The 23,273-nt window shown below is 69.2% G+C and carries 22 protein-coding genes; 12 read left to right on the forward strand and 10 right to left on the reverse strand.

The window, feature by feature from the left end; all coding sequences use genetic code 11:
• Positions 1-215 precede the first annotated feature (215 nt).
• A complete protein-coding gene (locus tag N177_RS02985) occupies positions 216-971 on the forward strand; it encodes an RNA methyltransferase (protein ID WP_023430747.1) in 756 nt (251 codons plus the stop codon).
• A complete protein-coding gene (gene murI / locus N177_RS02990; RefSeq protein WP_023430748.1) occupies positions 964-1,785 on the forward strand; it encodes a glutamate racemase in 822 nt (273 codons plus the stop codon). Before N177_RS02985 ends, murI begins: the two co-directional genes overlap by 8 nt.
• Here the strand turns inward: murI and N177_RS02995 are convergent.
• The 4 genes from N177_RS02995 to N177_RS03010 form a co-directional block, all read right to left on the reverse strand.
• Positions 1,782-2,633 carry a metal ABC transporter permease gene (locus tag N177_RS02995; protein WP_023430749.1) on the reverse strand — a complete coding sequence of 284 codons (852 nt, stop codon included), beginning with the start codon at positions 2,631-2,633 and terminating at the stop codon, positions 1,782-1,784. The two genes, murI and N177_RS02995, sit on opposite strands and share 4 nt — an antisense overlap.
• The gene (locus N177_RS03000; protein WP_023430750.1) at positions 2,630-3,526 is read right to left on the reverse strand and encodes a metal ABC transporter permease; all 897 of its coding nucleotides are present in this window, start codon (positions 3,524-3,526) and stop codon (positions 2,630-2,632) included. Before N177_RS03000 ends, N177_RS02995 begins: the two co-directional genes overlap by 4 nt.
• The gene (locus N177_RS03005) at positions 3,523-4,422 is read right to left on the reverse strand and encodes a manganese/iron ABC transporter ATP-binding protein (RefSeq protein ID WP_040485075.1); all 900 of its coding nucleotides are present in this window, start codon (positions 4,420-4,422) and stop codon (positions 3,523-3,525) included. Before N177_RS03005 ends, N177_RS03000 begins: the two co-directional genes overlap by 4 nt.
• A 79-nt stretch (positions 4,423-4,501) precedes the next feature.
• Positions 4,502-5,416, reverse strand: coding sequence for a metal ABC transporter substrate-binding protein (locus tag N177_RS03010; protein WP_023430752.1), 915 nt, complete (start codon positions 5,414-5,416; stop codon positions 4,502-4,504).
• A 185-nt stretch (positions 5,417-5,601) separates the two neighbouring features.
• On the opposite strand from N177_RS03010, the gene N177_RS03015 reads away from it, so the two are divergent.
• From N177_RS03015 to N177_RS03055, 9 genes are all read left to right on the forward strand, one after another.
• Positions 5,602-6,033 (forward strand): Fur family transcriptional regulator, encoded by a 432-nt coding sequence (locus tag N177_RS03015; RefSeq protein WP_023430753.1) that lies wholly within the window; start codon positions 5,602-5,604, stop codon positions 6,031-6,033.
• Between the two features lie 28 nt (positions 6,034-6,061).
• On the forward strand, positions 6,062-6,418 hold the full coding sequence (locus N177_RS03020; protein ID WP_023430754.1) for a CidA/LrgA family protein: 357 nt from the start codon (positions 6,062-6,064) through the stop codon (positions 6,416-6,418).
• Complete coding sequence (locus tag N177_RS03025; protein ID WP_023430755.1) at positions 6,418-7,143, forward strand: LrgB family protein; 726 nt, start codon at positions 6,418-6,420, stop codon at positions 7,141-7,143. Before N177_RS03020 ends, N177_RS03025 begins: the two co-directional genes overlap by 1 nt.
• Positions 7,144-7,243: 100 nt before the next feature.
• Positions 7,244-7,645 (forward strand): four-helix bundle copper-binding protein, encoded by a 402-nt coding sequence (locus tag N177_RS03030; protein ID WP_023430756.1) that lies wholly within the window; start codon positions 7,244-7,246, stop codon positions 7,643-7,645.
• A gap of 132 nt (positions 7,646-7,777) precedes the next feature.
• Positions 7,778-9,268: an efflux RND transporter periplasmic adaptor subunit gene (locus tag N177_RS03035; protein ID WP_023430757.1), complete on the forward strand. Its 1,491-nt coding sequence runs from the start codon at positions 7,778-7,780 to the stop codon at positions 9,266-9,268.
• Positions 9,265-12,423 (forward strand): efflux RND transporter permease subunit, encoded by a 3,159-nt coding sequence (locus N177_RS03040; protein WP_023430758.1) that lies wholly within the window; start codon positions 9,265-9,267, stop codon positions 12,421-12,423. Before N177_RS03035 ends, N177_RS03040 begins: the two co-directional genes overlap by 4 nt.
• Before the next feature lie 57 nt (positions 12,424-12,480).
• Positions 12,481-14,763: a penicillin acylase family protein gene (locus N177_RS03045; RefSeq protein ID WP_023430759.1), complete on the forward strand. Its 2,283-nt coding sequence runs from the start codon at positions 12,481-12,483 to the stop codon at positions 14,761-14,763.
• 1 nt (position 14,764) lies between these two features.
• A complete protein-coding gene (locus N177_RS03050) occupies positions 14,765-16,309 on the forward strand; it encodes a GH3 family acyl-acid amido synthetase (RefSeq protein WP_023430760.1) in 1,545 nt (514 codons plus the stop codon).
• Between the two features lie 22 nt (positions 16,310-16,331).
• Positions 16,332-17,231: a dienelactone hydrolase family protein gene (locus N177_RS03055; protein ID WP_023430761.1), complete on the forward strand. Its 900-nt coding sequence runs from the start codon at positions 16,332-16,334 to the stop codon at positions 17,229-17,231.
• On the opposite strand, the gene N177_RS03060 is transcribed toward N177_RS03055, so the two are convergent.
• The 6 genes from N177_RS03060 to N177_RS03085 form a co-directional block, all read right to left on the reverse strand.
• Positions 17,232-17,561, reverse strand: coding sequence for a c-type cytochrome (locus tag N177_RS03060; RefSeq protein WP_023430762.1), 330 nt, complete (start codon positions 17,559-17,561; stop codon positions 17,232-17,234).
• A gap of 53 nt (positions 17,562-17,614) precedes the next feature.
• Positions 17,615-18,871, reverse strand: coding sequence for a PQQ-dependent sugar dehydrogenase (locus N177_RS03065; protein ID WP_040485079.1), 1,257 nt, complete (start codon positions 18,869-18,871; stop codon positions 17,615-17,617).
• Between the two features lie 207 nt (positions 18,872-19,078).
• Complete coding sequence (locus tag N177_RS03070; protein ID WP_023430764.1) at positions 19,079-20,647, reverse strand: GMC family oxidoreductase; 1,569 nt, start codon at positions 20,645-20,647, stop codon at positions 19,079-19,081.
• Positions 20,648-20,751: 104 nt separating this feature from the next.
• On the reverse strand, positions 20,752-21,285 hold the full coding sequence (locus tag N177_RS03075; protein WP_023430765.1) for a Tat (Twin-arginine translocation) pathway signal sequence domain protein: 534 nt from the start codon (positions 21,283-21,285) through the stop codon (positions 20,752-20,754).
• Between the two features lie 131 nt (positions 21,286-21,416).
• A complete protein-coding gene (locus tag N177_RS03080) occupies positions 21,417-21,812 on the reverse strand; it encodes a VOC family protein (RefSeq protein WP_023430766.1) in 396 nt (131 codons plus the stop codon).
• Positions 21,813-22,037: 225 nt separating this feature from the next.
• On the reverse strand, positions 22,038-22,382 hold the full coding sequence (locus N177_RS03085) for a ribbon-helix-helix domain-containing protein (protein WP_023430767.1): 345 nt from the start codon (positions 22,380-22,382) through the stop codon (positions 22,038-22,040).
• Positions 22,383-22,610: 228 nt separating this feature from the next.
• Between N177_RS03085 and N177_RS03090 the strand changes: the two genes are divergently transcribed.
• A complete protein-coding gene (locus N177_RS03090; protein ID WP_023430768.1) occupies positions 22,611-23,249 on the forward strand; it encodes a hypothetical protein in 639 nt (212 codons plus the stop codon).
• The last annotated feature ends 24 nt before the right edge of the window (positions 23,250-23,273 follow it).

Consider the following 23,273-nt stretch of genomic DNA (forward strand, 5'->3'; position numbering starts at 1 on the left):
ACGAAGGCCCCTTGGGCGGTCGGTCGCGCGGTCTATAACACCCGCCGGCTGCGGTGCAAAATGTAGCGCGAGTGGGTGGTTCGGACCCGTCGCCGCCGCGTCTCGGCGACATGACGGTGCCTCTGGCCGGGAAGTTCTGCTACCGCATGGGGAGCAGGTGGCGCCGCGCGCGAATCGCGCCCGGGAGGCCAACGAGACGGGAGGTTCTGAACACGGTGTCCGAGACGGAGCGCGTTGTCGTCATACTGGTCAAGCCGCAGCTCGGCGAGAACATCGGCATGGTGGCCCGTGCCATGGCGAATTTCGGCCTGACCGAGCTGCGCCTCGTCGAGCCGAGGGACGGCTGGCCGAGCGAGAAGGCGCGGGCGTCGGCCTCCGGCGCCGACTGGGTGATCGACGGCGCGCGGCTCTACGACACGGCCGAGGAGGCGGTCGCCGATCTCGGCATCGTCTACGCGACGACCGCCCGGCCGCGCGAGATGTCGAAGCCGATCCTGACCCCCCACGAGGCGGCGGTGGCGCTGTCGGACCGGCTGGCGAGCGGCGAGAAGGCGGGGCTCATGTTCGGCGGCGAGCGCTCCGGGCTCGACAACGACGACGTGGCCCTGTGCGACGCGATCATCCAGATCCCGACGAACCCCGACTTCGCCTCGCTGAACCTCGCCCAGTCCGTGCTGCTCCTCGGCTACGAGTTCTTCCGCCAGACGAACGAGCGCGGCGGCCGCCCGCGCAAGGCGGAGCTGCCGCCGGTCGCCGCGAAGGCCGACATGATGCGGCTCTTCGAGCACCTCGAGGGCGAGCTCGACGAGGCGGGATTTCTCTTCCCTCCGGAGAAGCGGCCTGTGATGGTGCGGAACCTGCGCACGATCTTCCTGAAGGCCGGGCTGACCGACCAGGAGGTGCGCAGCCTGCGCGGCGTGATCCGGGCGCTCTCGACGCGCCGGCAGGGCGGAGGGCAAGGGAATGGCTGACGCGGCGGCACCGCATATCGTCGTTTTCGACTCGGGGCTGGGCGGCCTGTCCGTGCTGAAGGCGATCCGCGCGGCACGGCCCGACCTGCGCATCACCTACCTCGCCGACACCGCCGGATTTCCCTACGGCAATCTGAGCGAGCCGCGGGTCGTGCGCCGCGTCGGCATGCTCATGGAGCGCACGATCGCGCAGGTCTCGCCGGATCTCGTGGTGATCGCCTGCAACACGGCCTCGACGCTCGTGCTGCCGTCCCTGAGGGCAGCCTACCCGATCCCGTTCGTCGGCACCGTCCCCGCGGTCAAGCCGGCGGCCGAGACGACGAGGAGCGGCCTCTTCTCGGTGCTCGCGACACCCGGGACCGTGAAGCGCGACTACACCCAGGCGCTGATCCACACCTTCGCCTTTCATCTCGACGTGACGCTCGTCGGCGCGGCGAAGCTCGCGGCGCTTGCCGAGGCGCACCTGCGCGGCGAGCGGGTGGACGACGCGGCGATCCTCCACGAGATCCGGCCGGCCTTCAAGGACAGGAAGGGGCGGAGGACCGACACGATCGTGCTCGCCTGCACGCACTATCCGCTGATCGCCGACAGGCTCGCGGCCGTCGCGCCGTGGGAGGTCACCTGGATCGATCCCGCGCCGGCCATCGCCCGCCGCGTCACGACGTTCCTGCCGCCGGCAAGGAGCGGCGGCATTGGCGGCGGCCGGGCCGTCTTCACCGCCGCGACGGAGCGCGAAGACGCCCTGCGGGAGATCCTCGCCCCGTTCGGCGTGAGCGAGATCGTGGTCGAGCCGCTGGTGCGCGAGGCGGTCTAGCCTGCCGGCACGGCCTCGCTCCGCGAGGCGAGCCGCGTCAGGTGGATCCGGCGCAGGAAGGCCGCGACGAAGATCGCGCTGAGAAGGAGAATGATCGTGGCCGCGGGAGAGCTGTCGAGGAAGAAGCTCGCATAGGTGCCGCCGAGCATCCCGGCGAGACAGACGAGAACCGCGACGACGAGCATGCGGCCGAAGCTGCGCACCGTGAGGAAGGCGATCGCACCCGGCGCGATCAGGAGCCCGACCGCCAGGATGAGGCCCGTGGACGTGAGCGTCGCGACGATCGTGAGCGAGAGGATCGACAAGAGGCCGTAGTGGAGGAGGGCGACGTTCAGCCCGCTCGCCTGCGCCTGGGCAGGGTCGAAGGCGTGGAGGAGAAGGTCCTTCCACTTCAGGAGCAGCAGGGCCGAGACGCCGAGCGAGATGAGCCCCGCCGTCCACAGATCCTGCGGTCCGACGCCCAGCATGTTGCCGAACAGCACGTGGTCGAGGTGCTCGTTCGTGTGGATCGAGGTGTAGAGGATGATGCCGATCCCGAACATGCCGGAGAAGACGACGCCCATCACCGTGTCCTGCTTCACCCGGCTGTTCTCGCTCAGATAGCCGGTGAGGAGCGCGCAGGTCATGCCGGCGCCGAACGCGCCGACGATCAGCGGCAGGCCGGTAATCCAGGCGAGCACGACGCCCGGCAGGATCGCGTGGCTGACCGCGTCGCCCATCAGCGCCCAGCCCTTCAGCACGAGGAAGCACGACAGGAGCGCCGTCGGCACCGCGACGATCGCCGCGATCAGGAACGCGTTCTGCATGAACGGGAACTGGAAGGGCAGGAGGAGCGTCTCGGCGCTCATTCCGCCGGCTCCCGTGCCACGAGCCCGTCGCCAGGGGCGGGCGTCCGCAGCGCCTCCGCGGCCTTGCGCCGCGCGGCGAGGAGGCCGTGCTTCGGCGCGAGGACGAAGACGACGAGGAAGATGATCGTCTGCAGCGTCACGATGATGCCGCCGGTCGCGCCGTCGAGGAAATAGCTCGCATAGGCGCCGACGAAGCTCGTGGCCGCGCCGATCGCGACCGACGTGACCAGGAGGCGGGGGAAGCGGTCGCAGAGCATGTAGGCGGTGGCGCCGGGCGTGACGACCATCGCGATGACGAGGAAGGCGCCGACCGTCTGCATCGCGGCGACGACGGCGGCCGAGAGGAGGACGAAGAACACGCCCTTGAGGAGGCCGGGTCTCAGGCCGATCGAGCGCGCGTGGCTCTCGTCGAAGAAGGTCACCATCAGGTCCTTCCACTTGAGGAGGAGGACCGCCAGCGACACGAAGCCGATGATCGCGAGCTGGAGCGTGTCCTCCGGCGTGATCGCCAGGATGTTGCCCATGGTGATCGTCTGGATCGAGACGGAGACCGGGTTCAGCGAGATCATGAACAGGCCGAGCCCGAAGAAGGCGGTGAAGATGAGCCCGATGATCACGTCGACCTTGAGGCCCGAGCGCTCGCTCAGGAAGAGCATGGCGACAGCCGCCAGGCCGCCGGCGACGAAGGCGCCGAGCGCGAAGGGCAGGCCGAGCATGTAGGCGCCGGCGACCCCCGGCACGACGGAGTGGGAGAGCGCGTCGCCGATGAGGCTCCAGCCCTTCAGCATGAGATAGGCGGAGAGGAAGGCGCAGACGCCGCCGACGAGGGCCGAGACCCACATCGCATTCGTCATGTAGCCGTAGCCGAACGGCTCGAGGAGCGTCGCGATCATTCCTGACTCCCCGCCGTCTGGGTGCGGTCGCCATAGCTGACGAAGGGACGCTCGTCGTCGGTCAGGATCGAGATCGCGCGGTCGTCGGCGCCATGATCCTCGTGCAGGTCGGCGCCGCCGAGCGTGAAGCGGCGCAGGACGCCGCCGAAGGCGCGCTCGAGATTGTCTCGCGTGAAGGTCGTCTCGGTCGGTCCGTAGGCGAGGACGGTGCCCTTCACGAGCACGGTGCGGTCGCAGAACTCGGGCACCGAGCCGAGATTGTGCGTCGACACCAGCATCACCCGGCCTTCCTCCCTCAGCTCGCGGAGGAGGGCGACGATCTGCTCCTCGGTCTTCACGTCGACGCCGGTGAAGGGCTCGTCGAGAAGGATGACCCGGCCGTCCTGTGCGAGCGCGCGCGCCAGGAAGACGCGCTTCCTCTGCCCGCCCGAGAGCTCGCCGATCTGGCGATGTCGGAACTCGCTCATGCCGACGCGGGCGAGGGCGGCGTCGACGGCCTCGCGGTCGGCGCGCGAGGGGCGGCGCAGGAAGCCCATGTGGCCGTAGCGACCCATCATCACGACGTCCTCGACGAGCACCGGGAAGGCCCAATCCACCTCCTCGGACTGCGGCACGTAGGCGACGAGGTTCTCGCGCAGGGCCTCCTTCACCGTCCGGCCGAGGAGCCTGATCTCGCCGCGGGCGGCGGGCACGAAGCCCATGATCGCCTTGAAGAGCGTCGACTTGCCGGCGCCGTTGACGCCGACGAGCGCCGTCACGGTGCCGCGCGGGATCTCGAAGCTCGCGTCGCGCAGCGCTGTCAGGCCGTTGCGGTAGGTCACCGTGACGTTGCGGACGAGGATGCCGCCGCCCTCGACCCCACTGGTCTTCGCGGCGCGAGGCCGCGATCCCGTCATGAGCACGTCGCTCTCCTTCTCGGCGCCGGAAGAGCCCGGCCCCAGGTGCGGCCCCGCGGGGCCTGTTCGTCCCGCCTCGTCAGTCCGCGGCCCCGGCCAGTCCGTCGGCCACGGTCTGCGACGTCACGCGCAGGAGGTCGAGATAGGTCGGAACGGGCCCGTCGGGTCCCGACAGGGAATCGACGTAGAGCTCGCCGCCATATCTCGCCCCAGTCTCGCGGGCGACCTGCTGGGCCGGCCGGGTGTTCACCGTGCTCTCGCAGAAGACGACCGGCACATCATGTTCCCTTACGCCGTCGATCACCGATCGGACCTGTTGCGGCGTTCCGACCTGGTCGGCGTTCATCGGCCAGAGATAGAGCTCCTTCAGGCCGAAATCGCGCGCGAGATAGGAAAACGCGCCCTCGCAGGTCACGAGCCAGCGCCTGTCTTCCGGGATGGCCCCGATCCGTTCGCGCAGGGGCTCGATCGTCGCGCGGATCTCCTCCTTGTAGGCCTCCGCGTTTGCCTCATAAGTCTGCGCGTGCTCGGGATCCTGCCCGGCCAGGGCGGCCGCGATGTTGTCGACATAGACCATCGCGTTGTCGAGCCCCATCCAGGCATGCGGGTTCGACTGGCCCTCATAGGCGCCCGCGGCGATCGGGATCGGCTCGATGCCGTCCGTCAGCGTCGCCGACGGCACGTCGCCCAGATTGGCGAGGAACTGCTCGAACCAGCGCTCGAGATTGAGTCCGTTCCAGAGGATGAGGTCGGCGCCCTGCGCCCGCACGATGTCCTGCGGGGTCGGCTCGTAGCCGTGGATCTCGGCGCCGGGTTTCGTCACCGACACGACTTCGGCCGCGTCTCCCGCCACGTTCCGAGCCATGTCCGCCAGCACCGTGAAGGTGGTGACGACCTTCAGCCTGTCCTGCGCGGCCGCGGGCTGGAACCCGCCGATCGCAAGGGCGCCTGAGAACAGCAGCGCCCCGAGGGTCGTCCTGCGGGTTCTGGTCATTCGCTCCGTCCCTTCGATCCTCGCGCCATTCAAGTCACCTTCACCTGTACCCGCGTCTGCGGCTTCAGTCAATGCAATTGCAAATCGTTTGCAATAACTGAGCTCAGTGCGAACTCGCGGGGGAAGGCACCGAAGTCGGCGGAATCGCGTCTTGCCCCACGCCTGCCGGCAAGTAGGGTGACCTCATGAGCGAGCAAGACACGAGCGACCGGGACTACGAGTCGGTGCTGCGCGATGCCGGCATGCGCATCACGAAGCCGCGCAAGACGATCCTAGAGATCCTGGCGGAGGGGGAGGACCACCCGGACGCGCTCGAGATCTTCAGGCGCGCCAACGCGCGCGACGCCTCGGTGTCCCTGTCGACCGTCTATCGCACGATGAAGGCGCTGCACGACTGCGGCGCCATTCACCGCCATGCCTTCGAGGGCGGCCCGGCGCGCTTCGAGCAGGCCGACGCGCCTCACCACGACCACATGATCGACGTCGACACGGGCGAGATCGTCGAGTTCCGCTCCGAGAAGATCGAGCGGCTGCAGGAAGAGATCGCCCGCGAGCTCGGCTACCACATCGTCTACCACCGGCTCGAGCTCTACGGGCGCAAGCGCAAGACGCGCTGAGCGGCCGGATCCGAAAGGCCACCGCCTCATGCTGCGCAGCTTCCTGGTCCTCGTCCTCTTCCAGTTTACGGGGGAGGCCCTGGCGATCTTCTTTCCTCTGCCCGTTCCGGGACCTGTTCTCGGGCTCGCGCTCCTCGCCGTGCTCGGAGCCGTCGTGCCGGGCCTGCTCGACGAGGTGGCGAAGGCGGCCGATATGCTCCTGGCGAACCTGTCGCTGCTCTTCGTCCCGGCCGGCGTCGGCATTCTCCAGCATCTCGATCTCCTGCGGGCGGAGATCGTGCCGCTCGTCGCGGTGCTCGTCCTGTCGACCGGCGTCACGCTCGCCGTCACAGCACTCGTCTTCGTCGGCGTCAGCCGACTGACGGGCCACGGGGAGGAGGCGTGATGCCGGTCGAGAGCGCGCAGACCTTCTGGGTCTTCCTCGCGACGTCGCCCCTCTTCTGGCTCGCGCTGACGCTTGCCGCCTATGTCGGGTCCGACGCGCTGTCGGCCAGGCTGGGGCGGCCGCCGCTCCTCAACCCGGTGCTTCTGTCGATCACGGCGGTCGGCGCGGTGCTCGTCGTCTCCGGGACGGACTACCCGACCTATTTCGAGGGAGCCCAGTTCGTGCACGTGCTCCTCGGTCCCGCGACGGTCTCGCTCGCGATACCCATCATCCGGTACCGGCGCGAGCTGAGACGGCTCTTCGTCCCCGTCTTCTGTGCGGTCGCTGCCGGCTCCCTGACGGGCATCGGCAGCGCCGTTCTCGTGGCGCGGGCCTTCGGCGGCAGCGAGCTTCTCCTGCACTCGGTGGCGCCCAAATCCGTGACGGCACCGATCGCGATGGGCATCGCCCGCGAGATCGGCGGACTGCCGGAGCTGACCGCGGTCGTGGTGATCCTGACCGGGATCACCGGCGCGGTGCTGGTGACGCCGCTGATGAACCTTCTCCGCGTGCGCGACTGGCGGGCGAGGGGCTTCGCCTCGGGCCTCGCGGGCCACGGCATCGGCACGGCGCGAGCTCTCCAGGTCAATGCGACGGCCGGCACCTATGCGGGGCTGGCTCTCGCCCTGAACGGCCTCTTCACGGCGCTCGTCGCACCGACGCTGCTCATGCTTCTCATGCGCTGAAGCGCCGGATCGCCTGTGGCGGACGAAACCCCGCTTCCGGTGGAACGGCGGCCCTTCCCACCCGTTTCCGCTTCGATCCCACGGACCACAGGAGCAGACCATGAACGCGCGCGAGATGATCGCCACCCATCCGGCCGTGAAGGGCAATGTGAACGCGGCCCTCGTCGCCTGCATCGACGATTGCTACGCCTGCGCCCAGACCTGCACAGCCTGCGCCGATGCGTGCCTCGGCGAGGAGATGGTCGACCAGCTGCGGCAGTGCATCCGCACCGATCTCGACTGCGCCGACGTCTGCGCCGCCACCGGGGCGGTGGCGACGCGGCGCACGGGCTCCGACGAGACGATCATCCGCGCCATGCTGGAAGCCTGCGCCACGGCATGTCGCACCTGCGCGGACGAATGCGGCAAGCACGCCTCCATGCACGAGCACTGCCGGATCTGTGCCGAGGCGTGCCGCCGCTGCGAGGAGAGCTGCCGCAAGGCGCTGGCCAGCATGGCCTGATCTGCGGCCCCTGGCCTCGTTCGGCCGCGCCGCCGAAAGCGGCCGGTCAACCATTCGCCACGACGGGCGTTCCGCCCTCACACGCCGGACGCACGCCCGGCGTGATACGCGTTTCCGGGAGAGCACTCCGAGATGGCCCGATCGCCCATCCTCATTGCCGGAATCGCGGTGGCCGCGCTCGGCGCCTGGCTCGCGTCGGGTCTCCTGAGGGAGGACGGATCGTCCGCGCCGGTCACCGCGGAGCGGACCGAGCCGCGGGCGCCGCTCGTCGAGGTCGTCACCTCGCAGGCCCGCCCGGTCAGCCGGCACATCGTCGCGCAGGGTGACGTCCTGGCGTTCCGGCGGGCTCCGGCGCGCACGCAGACCGAGGGACGGGTGGACGAGATCCTGGTCAGCCAGGGCGAGCGCGTGGAGATGCGCCAGCCGCTCCTGCGCCTGACGCTGGAGGGTCGCGGCAGCCGTCTGCGCGAGGCGCGGGCCCTGCTCGAGCAGCGCCAGCAGGACTACGACGCGGCCGCGACGCTGCTCGAGCAGGGCTACACGACGGCGCAGCGGGTGCGGGAATTGAGGACGCAGCTCGAGAGCGCGCGCGAGGAGGTGCGGCGCCTCGAGGAGGAGGTCGGCGACACCACCGTGAGGGCTCCTTTCGCGGGGGTCGTCGACGAGATCGGCGTCGAGGCGGGCGAGTATCTCGTGGCGAATGCCGAGGTCGCGACGCTCATCGACAACTCTCCCCTGCGCATCGTCGTGCGGGTGAACCAGCAGAACATCGCCCGCGTCGAGGTGGGGCGGCCGGCCCGCGTCTCGTATGCCACGGGCGCCGAGGAGCTGGGCCGCGTCTGCTTCGTCTCGGCGGCGGCGGATCCGGCCACGCGCACCTTCCGGGTCGAGATCCGGACCCCGAACGAGGGCAACGCCATCCCCTCCGGCATCAGCGCCGAGGCGCGCATCCCGACGGGGGAGACGAACGCCCATTTCGTCTCCCCCGCGATCCTCTCGCTCGGCACCGACGGCACGCTCGGCCTCAAGACGGTCGGCGAGGACGGCGCCGTCGCCTTCCACCCCGTGGAGGTCGTGCGGGCGCAGACGGACGGTATCTGGGTCTCCGGGCTGCCCGACGAGGCGCGCATCGTCACGATCGGCCAGGGCTTCGTGCAGGCTGGCGACGAGGTCCGCGTGTCGGAGGCGGATGAGAGCGGCTTCGCCGGCGCGGAGCCGGCGAGCGGCGCGGGCGATATTCCCGAGGAGGTTGGGCAGTCGATCTGCGAGCGCCGGCCGGCGCTGCCGGACGATCCCTCCGCCGAGCCGGTGGCGGCGGCCGACCCCGATCCGGCACCAGAGGGCCTCGATCCCGAGGAGGGGGCCGACGAGGGGGATGCCCCCCGCGACGGGGCCTCCGCGCCCGTCGATTCCGGCACGGTCGCGCGGGTGCAGCGCCTTCTGAACGGGCTCGGCTTCCAGGCCGGGCCGACGGACGGGCTGAGGGGCGACCAGACGCGCCAGGCCGTCCGCGCCTTTCAGGACCAGCAGGGCCTGCCCGCGACGGGCACGCTCGACCAGGCGACCGTCGAGCGCGTGATCGAGCTTGCGGAAGCGGCGGCGGACGCCGGGGACGACACGTGAACGGGATCATCGACTGGTCGTTCGGCCACACGCGCACCGTGCTGATGGCACTCGTTCTGCTCCTGCTCGCCGGGACGCTGTCCTACATAGCCATTCCGAAGGAATCCTCGCCCGAGATCGAGATCCCGACCTTCTACGTCTCGGTGACCTACGAAGGGATCTCGCCGGAGGACGCCGAGCGCCTGCTCGTGCGCCCGCTCGAGACGGAGCTGCAGTCGATCGCGGGGCTCGACCAGATGACGGGCGTCGCCGCCGAGGGCTACGCGAACATGCAGCTCGAGTTCCAGGCCGGCTTCGATGCCGACGCCGCGCTCGACGACGTGCGCGAGGCGGTCGACCGGGCCCAGGCGGACCTTCCCGCGGGCGCCGACGAGCCGATCGTGCGGGAGATCAACACGGCGCTCTTCCCGATCCTCACGGTGATCCTCTCGGGGCCGGTGCCGGAGCGCGCGCTGGTCGGGATCGCGCGCGAATTGCAGGACGGGATGGAGGCGCTGCCGGGGGTGCTCGAGGTCGATATCGGCGGCGATCGCGAGGAGGTCCTCGAAGTCCTGCTCGATCCCGCCGCGCTCGAGAGCTACGACATCTCCTTCGAGGAGCTCCTGAACCAGGTCCAGCGGAACAACCGCCTCGTCGCCGCCGGCGCGATCGACACGGGCGCGGGCCGGCTGACGCTCAAGGTGCCTGGCGTCATCGAGAACATGGACGACGTGATGGCGATCCCGGTGAAGGTGGACGGCGGCGCCGTCGTCACGCTTCGCGACATCGCCCTCGTGCGCAGCACCTTCCGCGACCCCACCGGGTTCGCGCGGATCGGCGGCCAGCCGGCGCTGTCGCTCGAGGTGAAGAAGCGCGTCGGCGCGAACATCATCGAGACGGTCGGCGCCGTGAAGGAGCTCGTCGGCGCGCAGCGGGAGGAATGGCCCGAGAGCGTCGACGTGACCTACCTGCAGGACCAGTCCGAGCAGGTGGAGACGACGCTGACGGACCTCCAGAACAACGTCCTCTCGGCGATCTTCCTCGTCATGGTGGTGATCGTGGCGACGCTCGGCGTTCGCAGCGCGATCCTGGTCGGGCTCGCGATCCCGGGTTCCTTCCTCGCCGGCATCGCGGTGCTGCACTTCATGGGCTTCACGATGAACATCGTCGTGCTCTTCAGCCTCATCCTCGTGGTGGGGATGCTCGTCGACGGTGCGATCGTGACCACCGAGCTCGCCGACCGGCGTCTCGCCGAGAATGTCGACCCGAAGCGCGCCTATGCCGAGGCGGCCAAGCGCATGGCGTGGCCGATCATCGCCTCGACGGCGACGACGCTGGCGGTTTTCCTGCCGCTCCTCTTCTGGACCGGCGTCGTCGGCGAGTTCATGAAGTTCCTGCCTATCACCGTGCTCGTCACGCTGACGGCGTCGCTCTTCATGGCCCTCGTCTTCGTGCCGGTGCTGGGCGGCGCGATCGGCCGGCGCAGCCCGTCGGCGGAAGATCAGCTCGCCTCCATCCGTGCGGCCGAGAGCGGCGACCTCGACGAGCTCCAGGGCTGGACGCGCGGCTACGTCAGGCTCCTGGGGCGCCTCGTCCGGAGGCCGCTCGTGACGCTGCTCGGGGCGCTCGTCCTCCTGGTGGGCTCCTATGTCGGGTACGGCTTCCTCGGCCGCGGCGTCGAGTTCTTTCCAGCCGTCGAGCCCGAGATGGCGCAGGTGGTGGTGACCTCCCGCGACAGCCTTTCTGTCTGGGAGAAGGACGCCCTCGTGGGGCGCGTCGAGGACCGGATCATGGGCGTGGAGGGGCTCGAATCCGTCTATGCCCGCACGATCGGCCAGACGGGGGTGTCGGAGCGGTCGGAGGACACGATCGGGGTCATCCAGCTCGACCTCGCGGACTGGGACGCGAGGCGGCCGGCCGCCCAGATCCTCGAGGAGGTTCGGCGGCGCACGGCCGACGTCGCGGGGGTCGACATACGGGTGCAGGAGCAGGAGGGCGGCCCTGCGCAGGGCAAGCCGATCCAGGTCAGGGTCGCGGCGCGGAATTCGGCCGATCTCGTGCCAGCCGCCGACGAGCTGCGCCGGCTCATGCAGGGTATCGGAGGCTTCGTCGACATCGAGGATTCAAGGCCGCTGCCGGGCGTCGAGTGGCGCCTCGAGGTCGACCGCGAGCAGGCCGCCCGCTACGGCGCCGACGTCACGACGCTCGGCCAGGCTGTGCAGATGCTGACGGCGGGGCTGCAGCTCGCGCAATACCGGCCGGAGACGGCGGACGAGGAGGTCGACATCCGGGTGCGCTTCCCCGCGGAACAGCGCAACCTGGAGCGCCTGGAGCAGCTGCAGCTGTCGACCGCTTCGGGCCTCGTGCCGATCTCGAACTTCGTCGAGCTGGTGCCGGCGCCGAAGACCGGCGTCATCACCCGCGTCGACGCCAGGCGGGTGATCACCGTGGAGGCCGACGTCGCGGAAGGGGAACTCGCGAGCCAGAAGACGGAGGCGCTGCGGGCGGCGGTCGCCGACGCCGGCCTGCCGGAGGGCGTCCAGGTGACCTTCGCCGGCCAGTCGGAGGATCAGGCCGAAGCGTCGACCTTCCTGGTAACGGCCTTCATGACGGCGATCCTGCTCATGCTCATGGCGCTCGTCACCCAGTTCAACAGCATTTTCCAGGCGCTGCTCGTCCTGTCGGCGATCGTGTTCTCGACGGCCGGCGTGCTTATCGGGCTCCTCGTCACCGGGCGTCCCTTCGGCGTGGTGATGGGCGGCATCGGCATCATCGCGCTTGCCGGCATCGTCGTGAACAACAACATCGTTCTGATCGACACGTTCAACGAGATGCGGGCCAAGGGCTGCGATGCGGTCGAGGCCGCGCTGCGTTCCGGTGCGCAGCGGCTGAGGCCGGTGCTCCTCACCTCCGTGACGACCGTTCTCGGCCTCATGCCGATGGTGTTCGGCATGAACATCGACCTGATCGGCCGCAACGTCGAGTTCGGCGCGCCCTCCACGCAGTATTGGATCGATCTGTCGACCGCGATTGCCGGCGGGCTGACCTTCGCGACGCTCCTCACGCTGCTTCTCACCCCGTGCATGCTCGTGCTCGGCAGCACGACACGCGAGAGGATTTCCCGCTGGCGCCGTCGGGGCGCCGGATCGCCGGCCGCCGCGGGGCGGGCATCGTGAGACCACGCGAGAAAGGCGGCGCGGGGAACATCATAAGCCTCGTCGCATTTGCCGAAGATGCCGACCGATAGCACCCGACCCGCCGCCAGATCCGGCGCCCCCGCCGGCACGACGAAGCTCTTCGGGGCCTTTCGGCTCGCGCTGCGCGCCTGGGGCGGCGCCCTGCGCACCGGCGCGCCCGAGCCGCTCGACCTGCAGGCGAGGCTCTCGATGGTCGCGGCGGACGGCGCGCCCGTCGAGAGCCCGGTCGTCATTCGCTGGAGCGACCAGCAGATCCCTTTCATCGAGGCCGAGAGCGACAGGGACCTCGCCGTCGCGCTCGGTATCGTGCACGCCCATCTACGGCTCGCGCAGATCGAGATGATGCGCCGGGTCGCGACCGGCCGGCTTTCCGAGACGATCGGCGCCGCGGCCTTTCCGCTCGACCAGGGGCTGCGGACGATCGACTTCATGTCGGCGGGCCGCCAGGCCGCGCGCGCTCTGTCTCCGGAGGCGGAGGCCTGGACGAGGGGCTTCCTCGACGGCCTGAACCACCAGATCGCGGCCGTGCGGAAACAGCCGCACGAGTTCGAGGTTCTCGGGATCGAGGCGGCGCCCTGGAGCTTCGAGGAGCTGATGGCCGTGACGCGCCTCGCCTCGACCGATTTCACCTGGCGGGTCTGGATGCAGCTCATGAAGCTGCGCGCGCGCTCCGACTGGAGCGATACGTGGGCACGGCTCATCGGGGAGGAGCTGCCCGAGCCGAGCCTCGCCGGCGGAGGCATCGCTGCCGCCGGGCTCGAGTTCTTCGGGCGGGGCGGCAGCAACGCCTACGCGGTGTCCGGCGCACGCACGGCCGGCGGCAAGCCGATCCTGGCCGGCGATCCGCATCTGCCGCTCCAGCTTCCGAACATGTGGCTGATCGCGGGCATGAAGTCGCCGACGCTCCATGCGGTCGGGATGATGGTGCCGGCCGTTCCGGTCCTGGGTCTCGGCCGGAACCGACACATCGCCTGGGGCGGCACGAACCTGCATGCGGCGAGCAGCGAACTGGTCGATCTCGGCCCCGAGCCGGCCGGGCTCACCTCGCGCACCGAACGCATCCGGGTGCGCTGGGGGCGCGACCACGAGATCGCGGTCCGCGACAGCCCGGTCGGCCCCGTCATCTCCGACGCGTCCGTTCTGCGCATGGGCCAGGGCAGGGCGGTGGCGCTGCACTGGATCGGCCACCGCGCGAGCGACGAGGTGAGCGCGCTCCTGAACGTCGCGCGTGCCCGCGACTGGCAGGGTTTCCTCGGTGCCCTCGACGGCTACGCCGTTCCCGGCCTCAACCTCGTCTACGCGGATGCGGACGGGCATATCGGGGAGGCGATGGCGGCGACCCTGCCGCGGCGGCCGCATGCGCGCGCCGACGACCTGATCTCACAGCCCGAGGCGCTCGATCACTGGCGCTCGCTCGCGACCACGCGCGGCCTTCCCCACAGGCTCGATCCCGAGGAAGGATACGTCGCCTCCGCCAACAACGCACCGCCCCGCTCGGACATCCAGATCAGCCGCTTCTTCTCGCCGGACGACCGCGTGAACCGGCTGCGCGAGTTGCTGGGACAGGCGGAGGGCCTGACGGTCGGCGGCATCATCCCGTTGCAGTGGGACGTCCTTTCGCCGCCGGCGCTTCGGCTGCGCGACCGTCTCCTGCCGATCCTCGTGGAGGCCCAGGGCGTCGACAACGCCTTCGCGAACGCGCTGCGGGGGTGGGACGGCCGCTACTCCGAGGACTCCGCCGGCGCGCTCGCCTTCGAGCTCCTGGTCTTCCACCTCGTGCGACGCCTTCACGAGGGGCAGGTGCGCGACGTCTACCTGGCGAGCTGGGATCCCTGGCCGCTGCTCCACCGGGACCTCGACACGATCCCGCGCGACAGGCTCGTGCCGGTCATGGCGGCTTCGGCCGGCGCGGCGGGCCGGCCCTTCCGCCGGCTGAGGATCTGGGGCAACGCCCACAGGCTTCGGCTCGGCCACGCCCTCTCGCGCCTGCCGCTCGTGGGCGGGCGGTATCTCGTCGAGGAGCGTCCCATCGGCGGAAGCAACGAGACGCTGATGAAGTCCCGGCACGGCTTCTCCGGTGGACGGCACACCGTCACGTTCGGCTCGCAGGCGCGGCACATCTTCGACATGGCCGACGAGGACGAGAACCACTTCGTGCTTCTCGGCGGCCAGGACGGCTGGCTCGGCTCGTCGACCTTCGCCGACCAGGCGCGCCTGTGGCGGGAGGGCCGTCACCTGCGGGTGCCGCTGCGCCCCGAGACGGTGCGGGCCGAGTTTCCGCACGTGACGGAGATCCGGCCGGCGGGGCCGGGAGGCTGAGATGCTCGACGCGACGCCCTTCCTGCGGCTCTACGCGCGGTGGCGCCTCACCCGCTTGTCGCGGATGGATCCGGTCGAGACGCAACGTCGCGTGCTCATGTCTCTCCTCGGCAAGGCAAAGGACACGCGGTTCGGGCGCGACCATGGCTTCGCCGACATCCGGTCGGTCGAAGCGTATCAGGCGGCGGTGCCGCTGAGGCGCTACGAGGATTTCTGGGATCGATACTGGCAACCGGTCTTCCCGCTGATCGAGAACGCCACCTGGCCGGGCCGCATCCCCTATCTCGCCGTGACGTCGGGCACCTCGAGCGGCCGCACGAAGTACATACCGGTCAGCCGCGAGATGGCACGGGCAAACAGCCGCGCCGGCATCGAGATGCTCGTCCACCATCTCGCCAACAGGCCGGAGAGCCGTGTCCTCGGCGGCAAGAACTTCATGCTCGGCGGCGCCGTCGACCTGAAGGACGAGGGACACGGCGTGATGAGCGGGGACCTCTCCGGCATCGCCCGCCGCGAGGTGCCGGCCTGGTCGAGGAACTACATCTTCCCGGATTACGAGATGGCGCGGGAGAGCGACTGGGAGCGCAAGATGGAGGCGATCGGCCGGGCATCCTTGAGCGAGCCGATCCGCACCATCGCCGGCACGCCGAGCTGGCTCCTCCTGTTCTTCGAGCGGCTCGAGGCGATGACCGGCAAGCGCCGCCTCGTCGACTTCTACCCCGAGCTCGAGCTCGTCTCGTACGGGGGGCTGAACTTCGCCCCTTATGCCAAGGTCTTCGGCGAGTGGCTCGAGGGCTCGAGGGCCGAGCTGCGCGAGGTCTATCCCGCAAGCGAGGGCTTCATCGCGGTCGCCGACCGCGCGCCGGGGCAGGGCATGCGGATGATGCTCGACAACGGCCTGTTCTTCGAGTTCGTGCCGATCGAGGAGCTCGACAGCGAGCACCCCACGCGTCACTGGATCGGCAGCGTCGAAGCCGGTCGCGAGTATGCCATCGCGCTGACGAGCAATGCCGGCGTCTGGTCCTACCTCGTCGGCGACACGGTGCGGCTCGTCGACCTCGCCCCGCCGCGCGTCCTCGTGACGGGCCGCACCTCCTACTTCCTGTCGGCCTTCGGCGAGCACCTCACGGGCGAGGAGATCGACACGTCGGTGCTCGAGGCGGCAGGAGAGGCGGCGCTCGAGGTGAACGAGTATTCGGTGGGAGCGAGGTTCCCCGACGCAGACGACGCGCGCGGCCGCCACGTCTTCGTCGTGGAGTTCCGCGGCGAGGGGCCGGACGACAGCAGGCTCCGGGCCTTCGCGCGGGCTCTCGACGGGAGCCTTTCCCGCCTCAACGAGGACTACGAGGCGCACCGGCAGGGCGACGTGGGGATGGCGGCGCCGGAGATCCTCTCGGTCGCGCCCGGCACCTTCGCCGACTGGATGCGCAGCAGGGGCAAGCTCGGCGGGCAGAACAAGGTGCCGCGGGTCATCAACGATCCGGAGCTTCTGTCGAGCCTCGTCCGTCTGGCGGAGACCCGGCTGCGCGGGCGCCTGCGGGCCTGACAGCCTCGGAAAGGACAGAAACGTGGAACGGCGGCTGATCCCCTCATGGAATGCGCTCCTCCTGCGCGACCTGGCGCGCGAGGAGAGGTCGGAGCCCTTCGACATCGAGGTCGAGCTCTACCTTCCGGACGACCTCTCCCGGCCCGTCCCGGGGGTCGTGGTGTCCGAGGGGCTCGGCGGCCTCACCGACAGACGGGAGCGGGGCTACGGCCGCAAGCTCGCCGCCGAAGGCTATGCCGTCTGCGTGATCGACAGCTTCGCCTCGCGTGGCGTGGAGGCGAACGGCGATCTCGTGCGCGCGCTGACCGTGACCGAGGCGATGATGCTCGGAGATGCCTTCGCGGGCTTGCGTTACCTCGCATCCCGGCCGGAGGTCGACTCCGGCCGCGTTGGGATCATCGGCTTCTCGTATGGCGGGATGATCGCCACGCTCACCGCCTACGAGCAACTGGCCCGGCTGTTTCTGGGGGAGGCGGGCCCCCGCTTCGCGACGCACCTTTCCTACTACGGCTGCAGCATCCCCCGCATGGTGGACCCGAGGACGACCGGCGCGCCGCTTCACCTGCTCCTCGGCGGGAACGACCGCAACGTGTCCGTTTCCCGCACGGCCAAGATCGCCGGCGATCTCAGGCGCGGGGGCTCGGAGGTTCAGATGAGCGTGTTCGACGGCGTCTATCACCAGTGGGACGGGGAGGATCTGAAGAAGCGTTTCGTACCGTTCAACCTCCGCCGCCTGCACATGAGCGTGACGCCCGACCACGAGGTCAAGGACGAGCGGACGGGTGCGGCCATGTCCGGCCGGCCGAGCCGCACGGCCATCATCGGCATGTGGACCGATCCGTCCGGCTACAGCATCCTGCGAGACGAGGAGACGACAAAGCGGACGGAGGAGATCCTGCTCGAGCGGCTGGGAGCGATGTGATCACTCCGGCATCTCGACCGTGATCTTCAGGCTCGAGTACCAGGCCGTCAGGTCGGCGATATCCTCCTCGCTCAACCCCTGCGCGATGATCGACATCTGTTCGTGCCGGCGTTCGCCGCTCTTGAAGGCGTGAAGCTGCGCCCTGAGGTAGATCGCGTTGTCGCCCGCCAGGTTCGGCACGTCGGGGTTGCGTCCGATGCCGTCGAGGCCGTGGCAGACGGCGCACATCTGGGCCTTCTGGCGGCCGGCCGCTGCGTCCTGCGCCTCGGCGGTCGTGGCCGCGAGCGCCACCAGCACGGCGAGACACGCCGCCATCGAAATTCTCTGCATGACTGTCTCCGGAGAGGGAAGGCCGCGGCAGGGGCGCCGCGGCCTCGATCGGGCTAGTTCTCGTACGAGATGCGGTAGACGGCGCCGGCGAGGTCGTCGGAGACGAGGATCGACCCGTCGGGAAGCTGTGCGACGTCGACCGGGCGCCCCAGGTACTCGCCGTTCTCGGTCTTCCAGCCTTCCGCGAAGGGCGTGGTCTCCCCGGCGCTGCCGTCCTCGTTGACGGGCGTGAACATCACGCGTGCTCCCACGGGCTCGGTTCGGTTCCACGAGCCGTGCTGCGCCGAGAAGATCCCGCCGCGGTACTTCTGGGGGAACATCCTGCCGGTGTAGAACATCATGCCGAGGTCGGCCGCGTGCGCGACCATCTCGACCTCGGGAAAGACGATGTCCGCCGGCGGCTCGGAATCCTTGTACTCGTCCGTGCGCGTCTGGCCGCCGCCATACCACGGGAAGCCGAAGTTCTGGCCGGGCCCGGTCGCGCGGTTGAGCTCGCCCGGCGGGATGTCGTCGCCCATCCCGTCGACCTGGTTGTCCGTGAACCAGAGCTCGCCGTTCGCCGGGTTGAAGTCCATGCCGACGGAGTTGCGGATGCCCCGCGCGTAGACCTCGCGGTTCGAGCCGTCGCGATCCATCCTTATGATGCCGCCGATGCCCGTCCTGTCGTATTTCGACATCTTCTCCTGCGCCGGCACGTTGAAGGGCTGGCCGAGCGAGATGTAGAGCTTGTTGTCCGGCCCGATGTCGCAGACCCGGGCGGTGTGGTTGAAGCTCTCCTCGTCCTGCGGGATGAGTTCGCCCTTCTTGACGACCTCCGCCACCGCGACGTCCGGGCTCTCGTAGAAGAACTCCGCCGCCGGGAAGACGAGCACGCGGTTCTGCTCGGCGATGAACAGGAAGCCGTCCCGCGAGAAGCAGACGCCGTTCGGGATCACGAAGTCGACGGAGGGCGCGAAGCGCTTCACCTCGTCGGCCAGGCGGTCCTTGTTGCGGTCGGTGATCGCCCAGACCTTGTCCTTGCGGGTGCCGACGAAGGTGACGATGCCCTGCGGCCCGACCGCGATGTGGCGCGCGTCCGGCACGACCGCGAAGAGCTCGATCTTGAAGCCTGCCGGCATCTTCACGTTCTCGAGGTTCTTGCGGATCTGGTCCGCGAAGGGCCCCGACTGCTCGACCGTCTCGAACTGCATCGACGTGCCGGTCGACTGGAAATTGCCGAGCTTCTCCATGTTGTCGCCGCCCTGCGCCAGCGCGTGCGGCGCAAGAAGAATGGCAGCCGCCGCAACGGACGACATCAGTGTTCTTCGCATCGTTTCCTCCCCTCGTTGCTCGGTCGTTGCCGAGATGATGAAGCTTATCATCATCCTGCCGTAGTGGAAGAGGATCGATGATTGCGCATCTGCGGAATGATGCTTGTCGCGGCGCAACAAGAACCATCCTCCGGCAGACATTCGTCCGCCGGAGTGACCGGTCCGGTAAGGCTGGCCGCCGCTGGTCGGGTCCGGCCGCGCCCCGCCTCAGATCTCTCCCTTCGCCATCCTGCCGGCGATGTGGTCGGCCTGGCGCAGGGCGAGGGCGACAATCGTCAGGGTCGGGTTCTCCGCCGCGCCGGTCGTGAATTGCGATCCGTCGGAAACGAAGAGGTTCGGCACGTCGTGCGCCTGGCCCCAGCGGTTCACGACGCCGTCCTCGGGGCTCTCGCTCATGCGGTTCGTGCCGAGATTGTGCGTCGAGGGGTAGGGCGGCGTGCGGATCGTGCGCACCGCGCCGACCGCCTCGTAGATCGCCGCCCCCTGCCGGTAGGCGTGCTCGCGCATCGCGTTGTCGTTCTCGTGATCGTCGAAATGGACGTTCGCGACGGGCATGCCGTACTCGTCCGTCTCCTCCGACAGCGTCACGCGGTTCTCGGCGCGCGGCATGTCCTCGCCGACGATCCAGAGCCCCGCCATGTTGCGGTACTCGTCCATCGCCGTCGAGAACTCGCGGCCCCACGTTCCGGGATCGAGGAAGGCCGCCATGAACGGCACGCCGATCGAGAGGGTCTCGAGCTCGTAGCCGCCGACGAAGCCGCGCGAGGGATCGTGGCGGGCCTCGTCCTGCACGATGCCGGCCATCGTCGTGCCGCGATACATGTGCACCGGCTTGTCGAACACCGCGTAGACGGAGCCGGTGGTGTGGCGCATGTAGTTGCGGCCGACCTGGCCCGAGCCGTTCGCGAGCCCGTCCGGGAACATCGAGGAGTGCGAGTTCAGGAGCAGGCGCGGGCTCTCGATCGAGTTGCCGGCGACGCAGACGATGCGCGCCTTCTGCCGCTGCTCGCGGCCCTCGGCGTCGGCGTAGACGACGCCGGTCACCTTGCCCGATGCGTCGTGCTCGATACGCAGGACCTGGCTGTCGGGCCTCACCTCGAGCTTGCCGGTGTCCTCGCCCTTCGGGATCTCGGCGACGAGGGTCGACCACTTCGCGCCCGACTTGCAGCCCTGGAAGCAGAAGCCGATCTGCATGCAGGAGGCGCGGTCGTCGCGGGGCTCGGAGTTGATGGCCATCCGGCCCGTGTGAACCTCCTTGTAGCCGATCTTCCTCGCGCCGGCCTCCAGCACCTTGAAGTTGTTGTTGCCGGGCAGGCCGGGAATTCCGTTCGTGCGGGTCACGCCCATCCGGTCCTCGGCCATGGCGTACCACGGCTCCATCTCGGAGAGGACTATCGGCCAGTCGAGAAGGGTCGCGCCCTCGATCTCGCCGTAATGCGTCCTCGTCTTGAACTCGTGCTCCTGGAAGCGCAGCGAGGCGCCCGCCCAGTGCACCGTCGAGCCGCCGACCGCCTTCACGATCCAGGCCGGCAGGTTCGGGAAGTCCCGCGAGACCCGCCAGTCGCCCGAGGTCGTGCGCTTGTCCTTCCAGGCGAGCTGGGAGAACGAATCCCACTCGTCGTTGATGAAGTCCCAGGTCTCGTGCCGGGACCCGGCTTCGAGGATCACCGTGTCGATGCCCTTCAGGGCGAGCTGGGTGCCGAGCGTGCCGCCGCCGGCGCCGGAGCCGATGATGACGACGACCCCGTCGTCGTCGAGGTCATAGGGTGCAGCCATGTCGTTTCCTCCCGGACCCGGGGTGCCTCCGACGTCCCGTCGCGGCGAGCGCGGGTCCAAACGCGTTGTTTTTCCGTTGTCGTCTGGCCGGCTTGGCGCCGGTCTCAGAGCCACGCGATGTCGTCGAAGCCGCGATCGATGTAGCCGCCCTTGTCGGCCGAGGCGCCCTCGTAGCCGAAGATCGGCCACAGCTCCTTCTGGTTGTAGAGCCCCACGACGAGGTTCGAGCGGACCTTCTGGAAGAACGGCTCGCCTTCGATCGCCTTCAGGAGCGCGACGCGCTCCTCTTCGGCCGGAACCTCGCCATAGGCCACGCCCGCCTTGTCGCGCGCCGCCTGGTCGAGCGCGGCGACGCCGTCCTCGAGGAGGGCGAGCTCGGCCTCCGAGGCGCGGGCGGCCTCGTCGAGGATGCCGACCGCCTTGGCGTAATAGGCATCCTCGATCTGGTCGTGGGGATAGATGTCGCGCGACATCTGGACGAGCGTCGCGAAGGTCTCGGGTTTCGTCGACCGGGGCATCTGCGCCCACGCCCGCCCGACGATCTGGCCGGACGGCATGACCGTCATGGCGAGCAGGCCGCCGCCCGCCTTCAGGAAGGTGCGCCGGCTCGGCGCCACCTGGGATATGTGTCTTGCCATGGGGTTTCCTCCTCCCACTGCGTGCGAAATCGTTCTTCTTATGTTCTTCTTCCGGCCCTGCCGTGGCCGGTCGTCATGCCGGGGCGCGGCGCGATCTGCGCGAGGGGCGCCGGCCCCGGCGTATCGTCATGTCACTTGAAGCGGCCCCGCCTCTCCAGCACCTCGATCTTGTAGCCGTCCGGGTCCTCGATGAAGAAGAACCGCCCAAGCGGCGTGCCCTGGTGGGCGATCTCCTTGATGTCCTTGGGGTTCAGGCCCTCAGCCTTCAGCCTCGCGTGCTCCTCTTCGAGGCTCTGGACGCTGAAGGCGAGGTGGCCGTAGCCGTTGCCGAGGTCGTAGGGCCCTTCCTGCCCCTTGTTCACCGTCAGCTCGAGCTCGTGCTCGGTCTCGGGGTTCGAGAGGTAGATCAGCGTGAAGCCGTCGAAGTCGTAGCGGTCCGCCACCTTCAGGCCGAAGGCGGTCTCGTAGAACTGCGTCGAGCGCTCCTCCTCGAGAACCCGGATCATCGTGTGGATGAGCTTGGCCACGTAGCTCCCTTCCTGCCGTTTGCGCATCTGTTCGGCGGGCATGCCGGAAAATGCCGGGAAGGAGAGGCGTGACGCGCAGGCATTCTACAGGCCTCCGATGCGCCTCTTCCCTGGCGTTCCGGCTGTGACCGCCAGTTCAGGACGAGGTTAGGCGAGGCGCAGAGGCAGCAGGTAGTATGATGTTACTGCGCGGACGCGGCCGGAGCGAGGAATGCCGTAATGCTCTCAGTTGGCGGCGCTGAGCGCCGGTTCCTTGCGGGGCTGCCCGGCGTGATGGCGCCCTTGAGGCTCCACCTCGATCGGGCGAGCGGGCTTGCGCTCGAGATGGACAAGGCAGGTGCAGCGGAGGAGCGAGGTGAAGTTGCGCACCTCGCCGTGAAGCTCGAGCACCTCGTCGTGCAGGGTCGAAAGGAACTTCGGCAACGTCATGCCCTGATCGGCCGCCAGATCCTCCAGCACCTGCCAGAAGGCGGCCTCGAGCCGGATGGACGTGGCGTGGCCCGACAGGCGGACGGAACGCGTCTCGCCCTCGTAGCGCTCATGCGCGATGCCGGCGAAGATGTGGCACATGACTGGTCGTCCTTCGTCGAACCTCGCCCCTCTCCAGTAAAGGTCGGGGCCGGGCCGAAGACAAGCCCGGAGAATCGTGGCGGGCATCGACCCGCGCCCCCTGGTCGAGGCCTGGCCCGCCGCCTGACGAAGCGCGCCGTCGGAGCCGCGGGGCTTGCCTTCCGGCTTTGCGGTCCGGTTTATTCGAGGCGGTAGCGTCAGCGTGGCGCGTGTGTCATCGGGTGCGTCATGCGACTGCTTTTATCAGGTGTCCTCTTCGCTCTCCTGCTCGCCGGCAGCGCTGCGGCCGACAACGGCGACAGCCGGTTCATGTTCGCGACCGAGGACCCGTTCGTCTCGGAAGGTGCCCCTGATCCCAACGGCATCCTTCTGTTCGGTGGCAGATACACCCTCGACGACATGGGAGAGTCCTTCCCCTGGAGCGGACCGACGCAGACGTCCGACTATTTCCTGGGCGGCGCGTTGGCGCGGGACATGGCCGAGCTTCCCGCAGGCTTCGTGCTGGGGGCCGAGGCCGGCCTCGCGGCGAGGTTCGGCTCCGCCCCCACGTCGATCGAGGTGTGGGGCGGCGCGAGGCTCAAGCATCACGGGCTGGTGGTCGGCGACGTGAACATCGCCCCCGCCGTGACGCTGGGGGTGAGCGCGACGACGAACCCGCTCGCGATCGAGAGCATCCGCGAGCGGTCCCGCCTGGGCAGCACGCAGGTGCTCGCCTACTTCACGCCCGAGATATCGCTGCGCCTGCGACAATATGAGAGGGCGGAGCTCGTCTACCGCCTGCAGCACAGGTCCGGTGCGTTCGGCCTGTTCGGCGGTGTCACGGAGGGTGCGAACGCGAACGCCCTCGGCGTGCGCTGGCGGTTCTGACGCGGGATCCGACGCTTATGAAGC

The organism is Lutibaculum baratangense AMV1 (assembly GCF_000496075.1).
GTDB classification, from domain to species: domain Bacteria; phylum Pseudomonadota; class Alphaproteobacteria; order Rhizobiales; family Tepidamorphaceae; genus Lutibaculum; species Lutibaculum baratangense.

What these genes read in the sequence shown, in the direction of transcription:
- murI (WP_023430748.1), top strand. Translation starts at nt 964, where the DNA reads ATGGCTGACGCGGCGGCACCGCATATCGTCGTTTTCGACTCGGGGCTG.
- N177_RS02995 (WP_023430749.1), bottom strand. Translation starts at nt 2,633, where the DNA reads ATGAGCGCCGAGACGCTCCTCCTGCCCTTCCAGTTCCCGTTCATGCAG.
- N177_RS03000 (WP_023430750.1), bottom strand. Translation starts at nt 3,526, where the DNA reads ATGATCGCGACGCTCCTCGAGCCGTTCGGCTACGGCTACATGACGAAT.
- N177_RS03005 (WP_040485075.1), bottom strand. Translation starts at nt 4,422, where the DNA reads ATGACGGGATCGCGGCCTCGCGCCGCGAAGACCAGTGGGGTCGAGGGC.
- N177_RS03010 (WP_023430752.1), bottom strand. Translation starts at nt 5,416, where the DNA reads ATGACCAGAACCCGCAGGACGACCCTCGGGGCGCTGCTGTTCTCAGGC.
- N177_RS03015 (WP_023430753.1), top strand. Translation starts at nt 5,602, where the DNA reads ATGAGCGAGCAAGACACGAGCGACCGGGACTACGAGTCGGTGCTGCGC.
- N177_RS03020 (WP_023430754.1), top strand. Translation starts at nt 6,062, where the DNA reads ATGCTGCGCAGCTTCCTGGTCCTCGTCCTCTTCCAGTTTACGGGGGAG.
- N177_RS03025 (WP_023430755.1), top strand. Translation starts at nt 6,418, where the DNA reads ATGCCGGTCGAGAGCGCGCAGACCTTCTGGGTCTTCCTCGCGACGTCG.
- N177_RS03030 (WP_023430756.1), top strand. Translation starts at nt 7,244, where the DNA reads ATGAACGCGCGCGAGATGATCGCCACCCATCCGGCCGTGAAGGGCAAT.
- N177_RS03035 (WP_023430757.1), top strand. Translation starts at nt 7,778, where the DNA reads ATGGCCCGATCGCCCATCCTCATTGCCGGAATCGCGGTGGCCGCGCTC.
- N177_RS03045 (WP_023430759.1), top strand. Translation starts at nt 12,481, where the DNA reads ATGCCGACCGATAGCACCCGACCCGCCGCCAGATCCGGCGCCCCCGCC.
- N177_RS03050 (WP_023430760.1), top strand. Translation starts at nt 14,765, where the DNA reads ATGCTCGACGCGACGCCCTTCCTGCGGCTCTACGCGCGGTGGCGCCTC.
- N177_RS03060 (WP_023430762.1), bottom strand. Translation starts at nt 17,561, where the DNA reads ATGCAGAGAATTTCGATGGCGGCGTGTCTCGCCGTGCTGGTGGCGCTC.
- N177_RS03065 (WP_040485079.1), bottom strand. Translation starts at nt 18,871, where the DNA reads ATGCGAAGAACACTGATGTCGTCCGTTGCGGCGGCTGCCATTCTTCTT.
- N177_RS03070 (WP_023430764.1), bottom strand. Translation starts at nt 20,647, where the DNA reads ATGGCTGCACCCTATGACCTCGACGACGACGGGGTCGTCGTCATCATC.
- N177_RS03075 (WP_023430765.1), bottom strand. Translation starts at nt 21,285, where the DNA reads ATGGCAAGACACATATCCCAGGTGGCGCCGAGCCGGCGCACCTTCCTG.
- N177_RS03085 (WP_023430767.1), bottom strand. Translation starts at nt 22,382, where the DNA reads ATGTGCCACATCTTCGCCGGCATCGCGCATGAGCGCTACGAGGGCGAG.
- N177_RS03090 (WP_023430768.1), top strand. Translation starts at nt 22,611, where the DNA reads ATGCGACTGCTTTTATCAGGTGTCCTCTTCGCTCTCCTGCTCGCCGGC.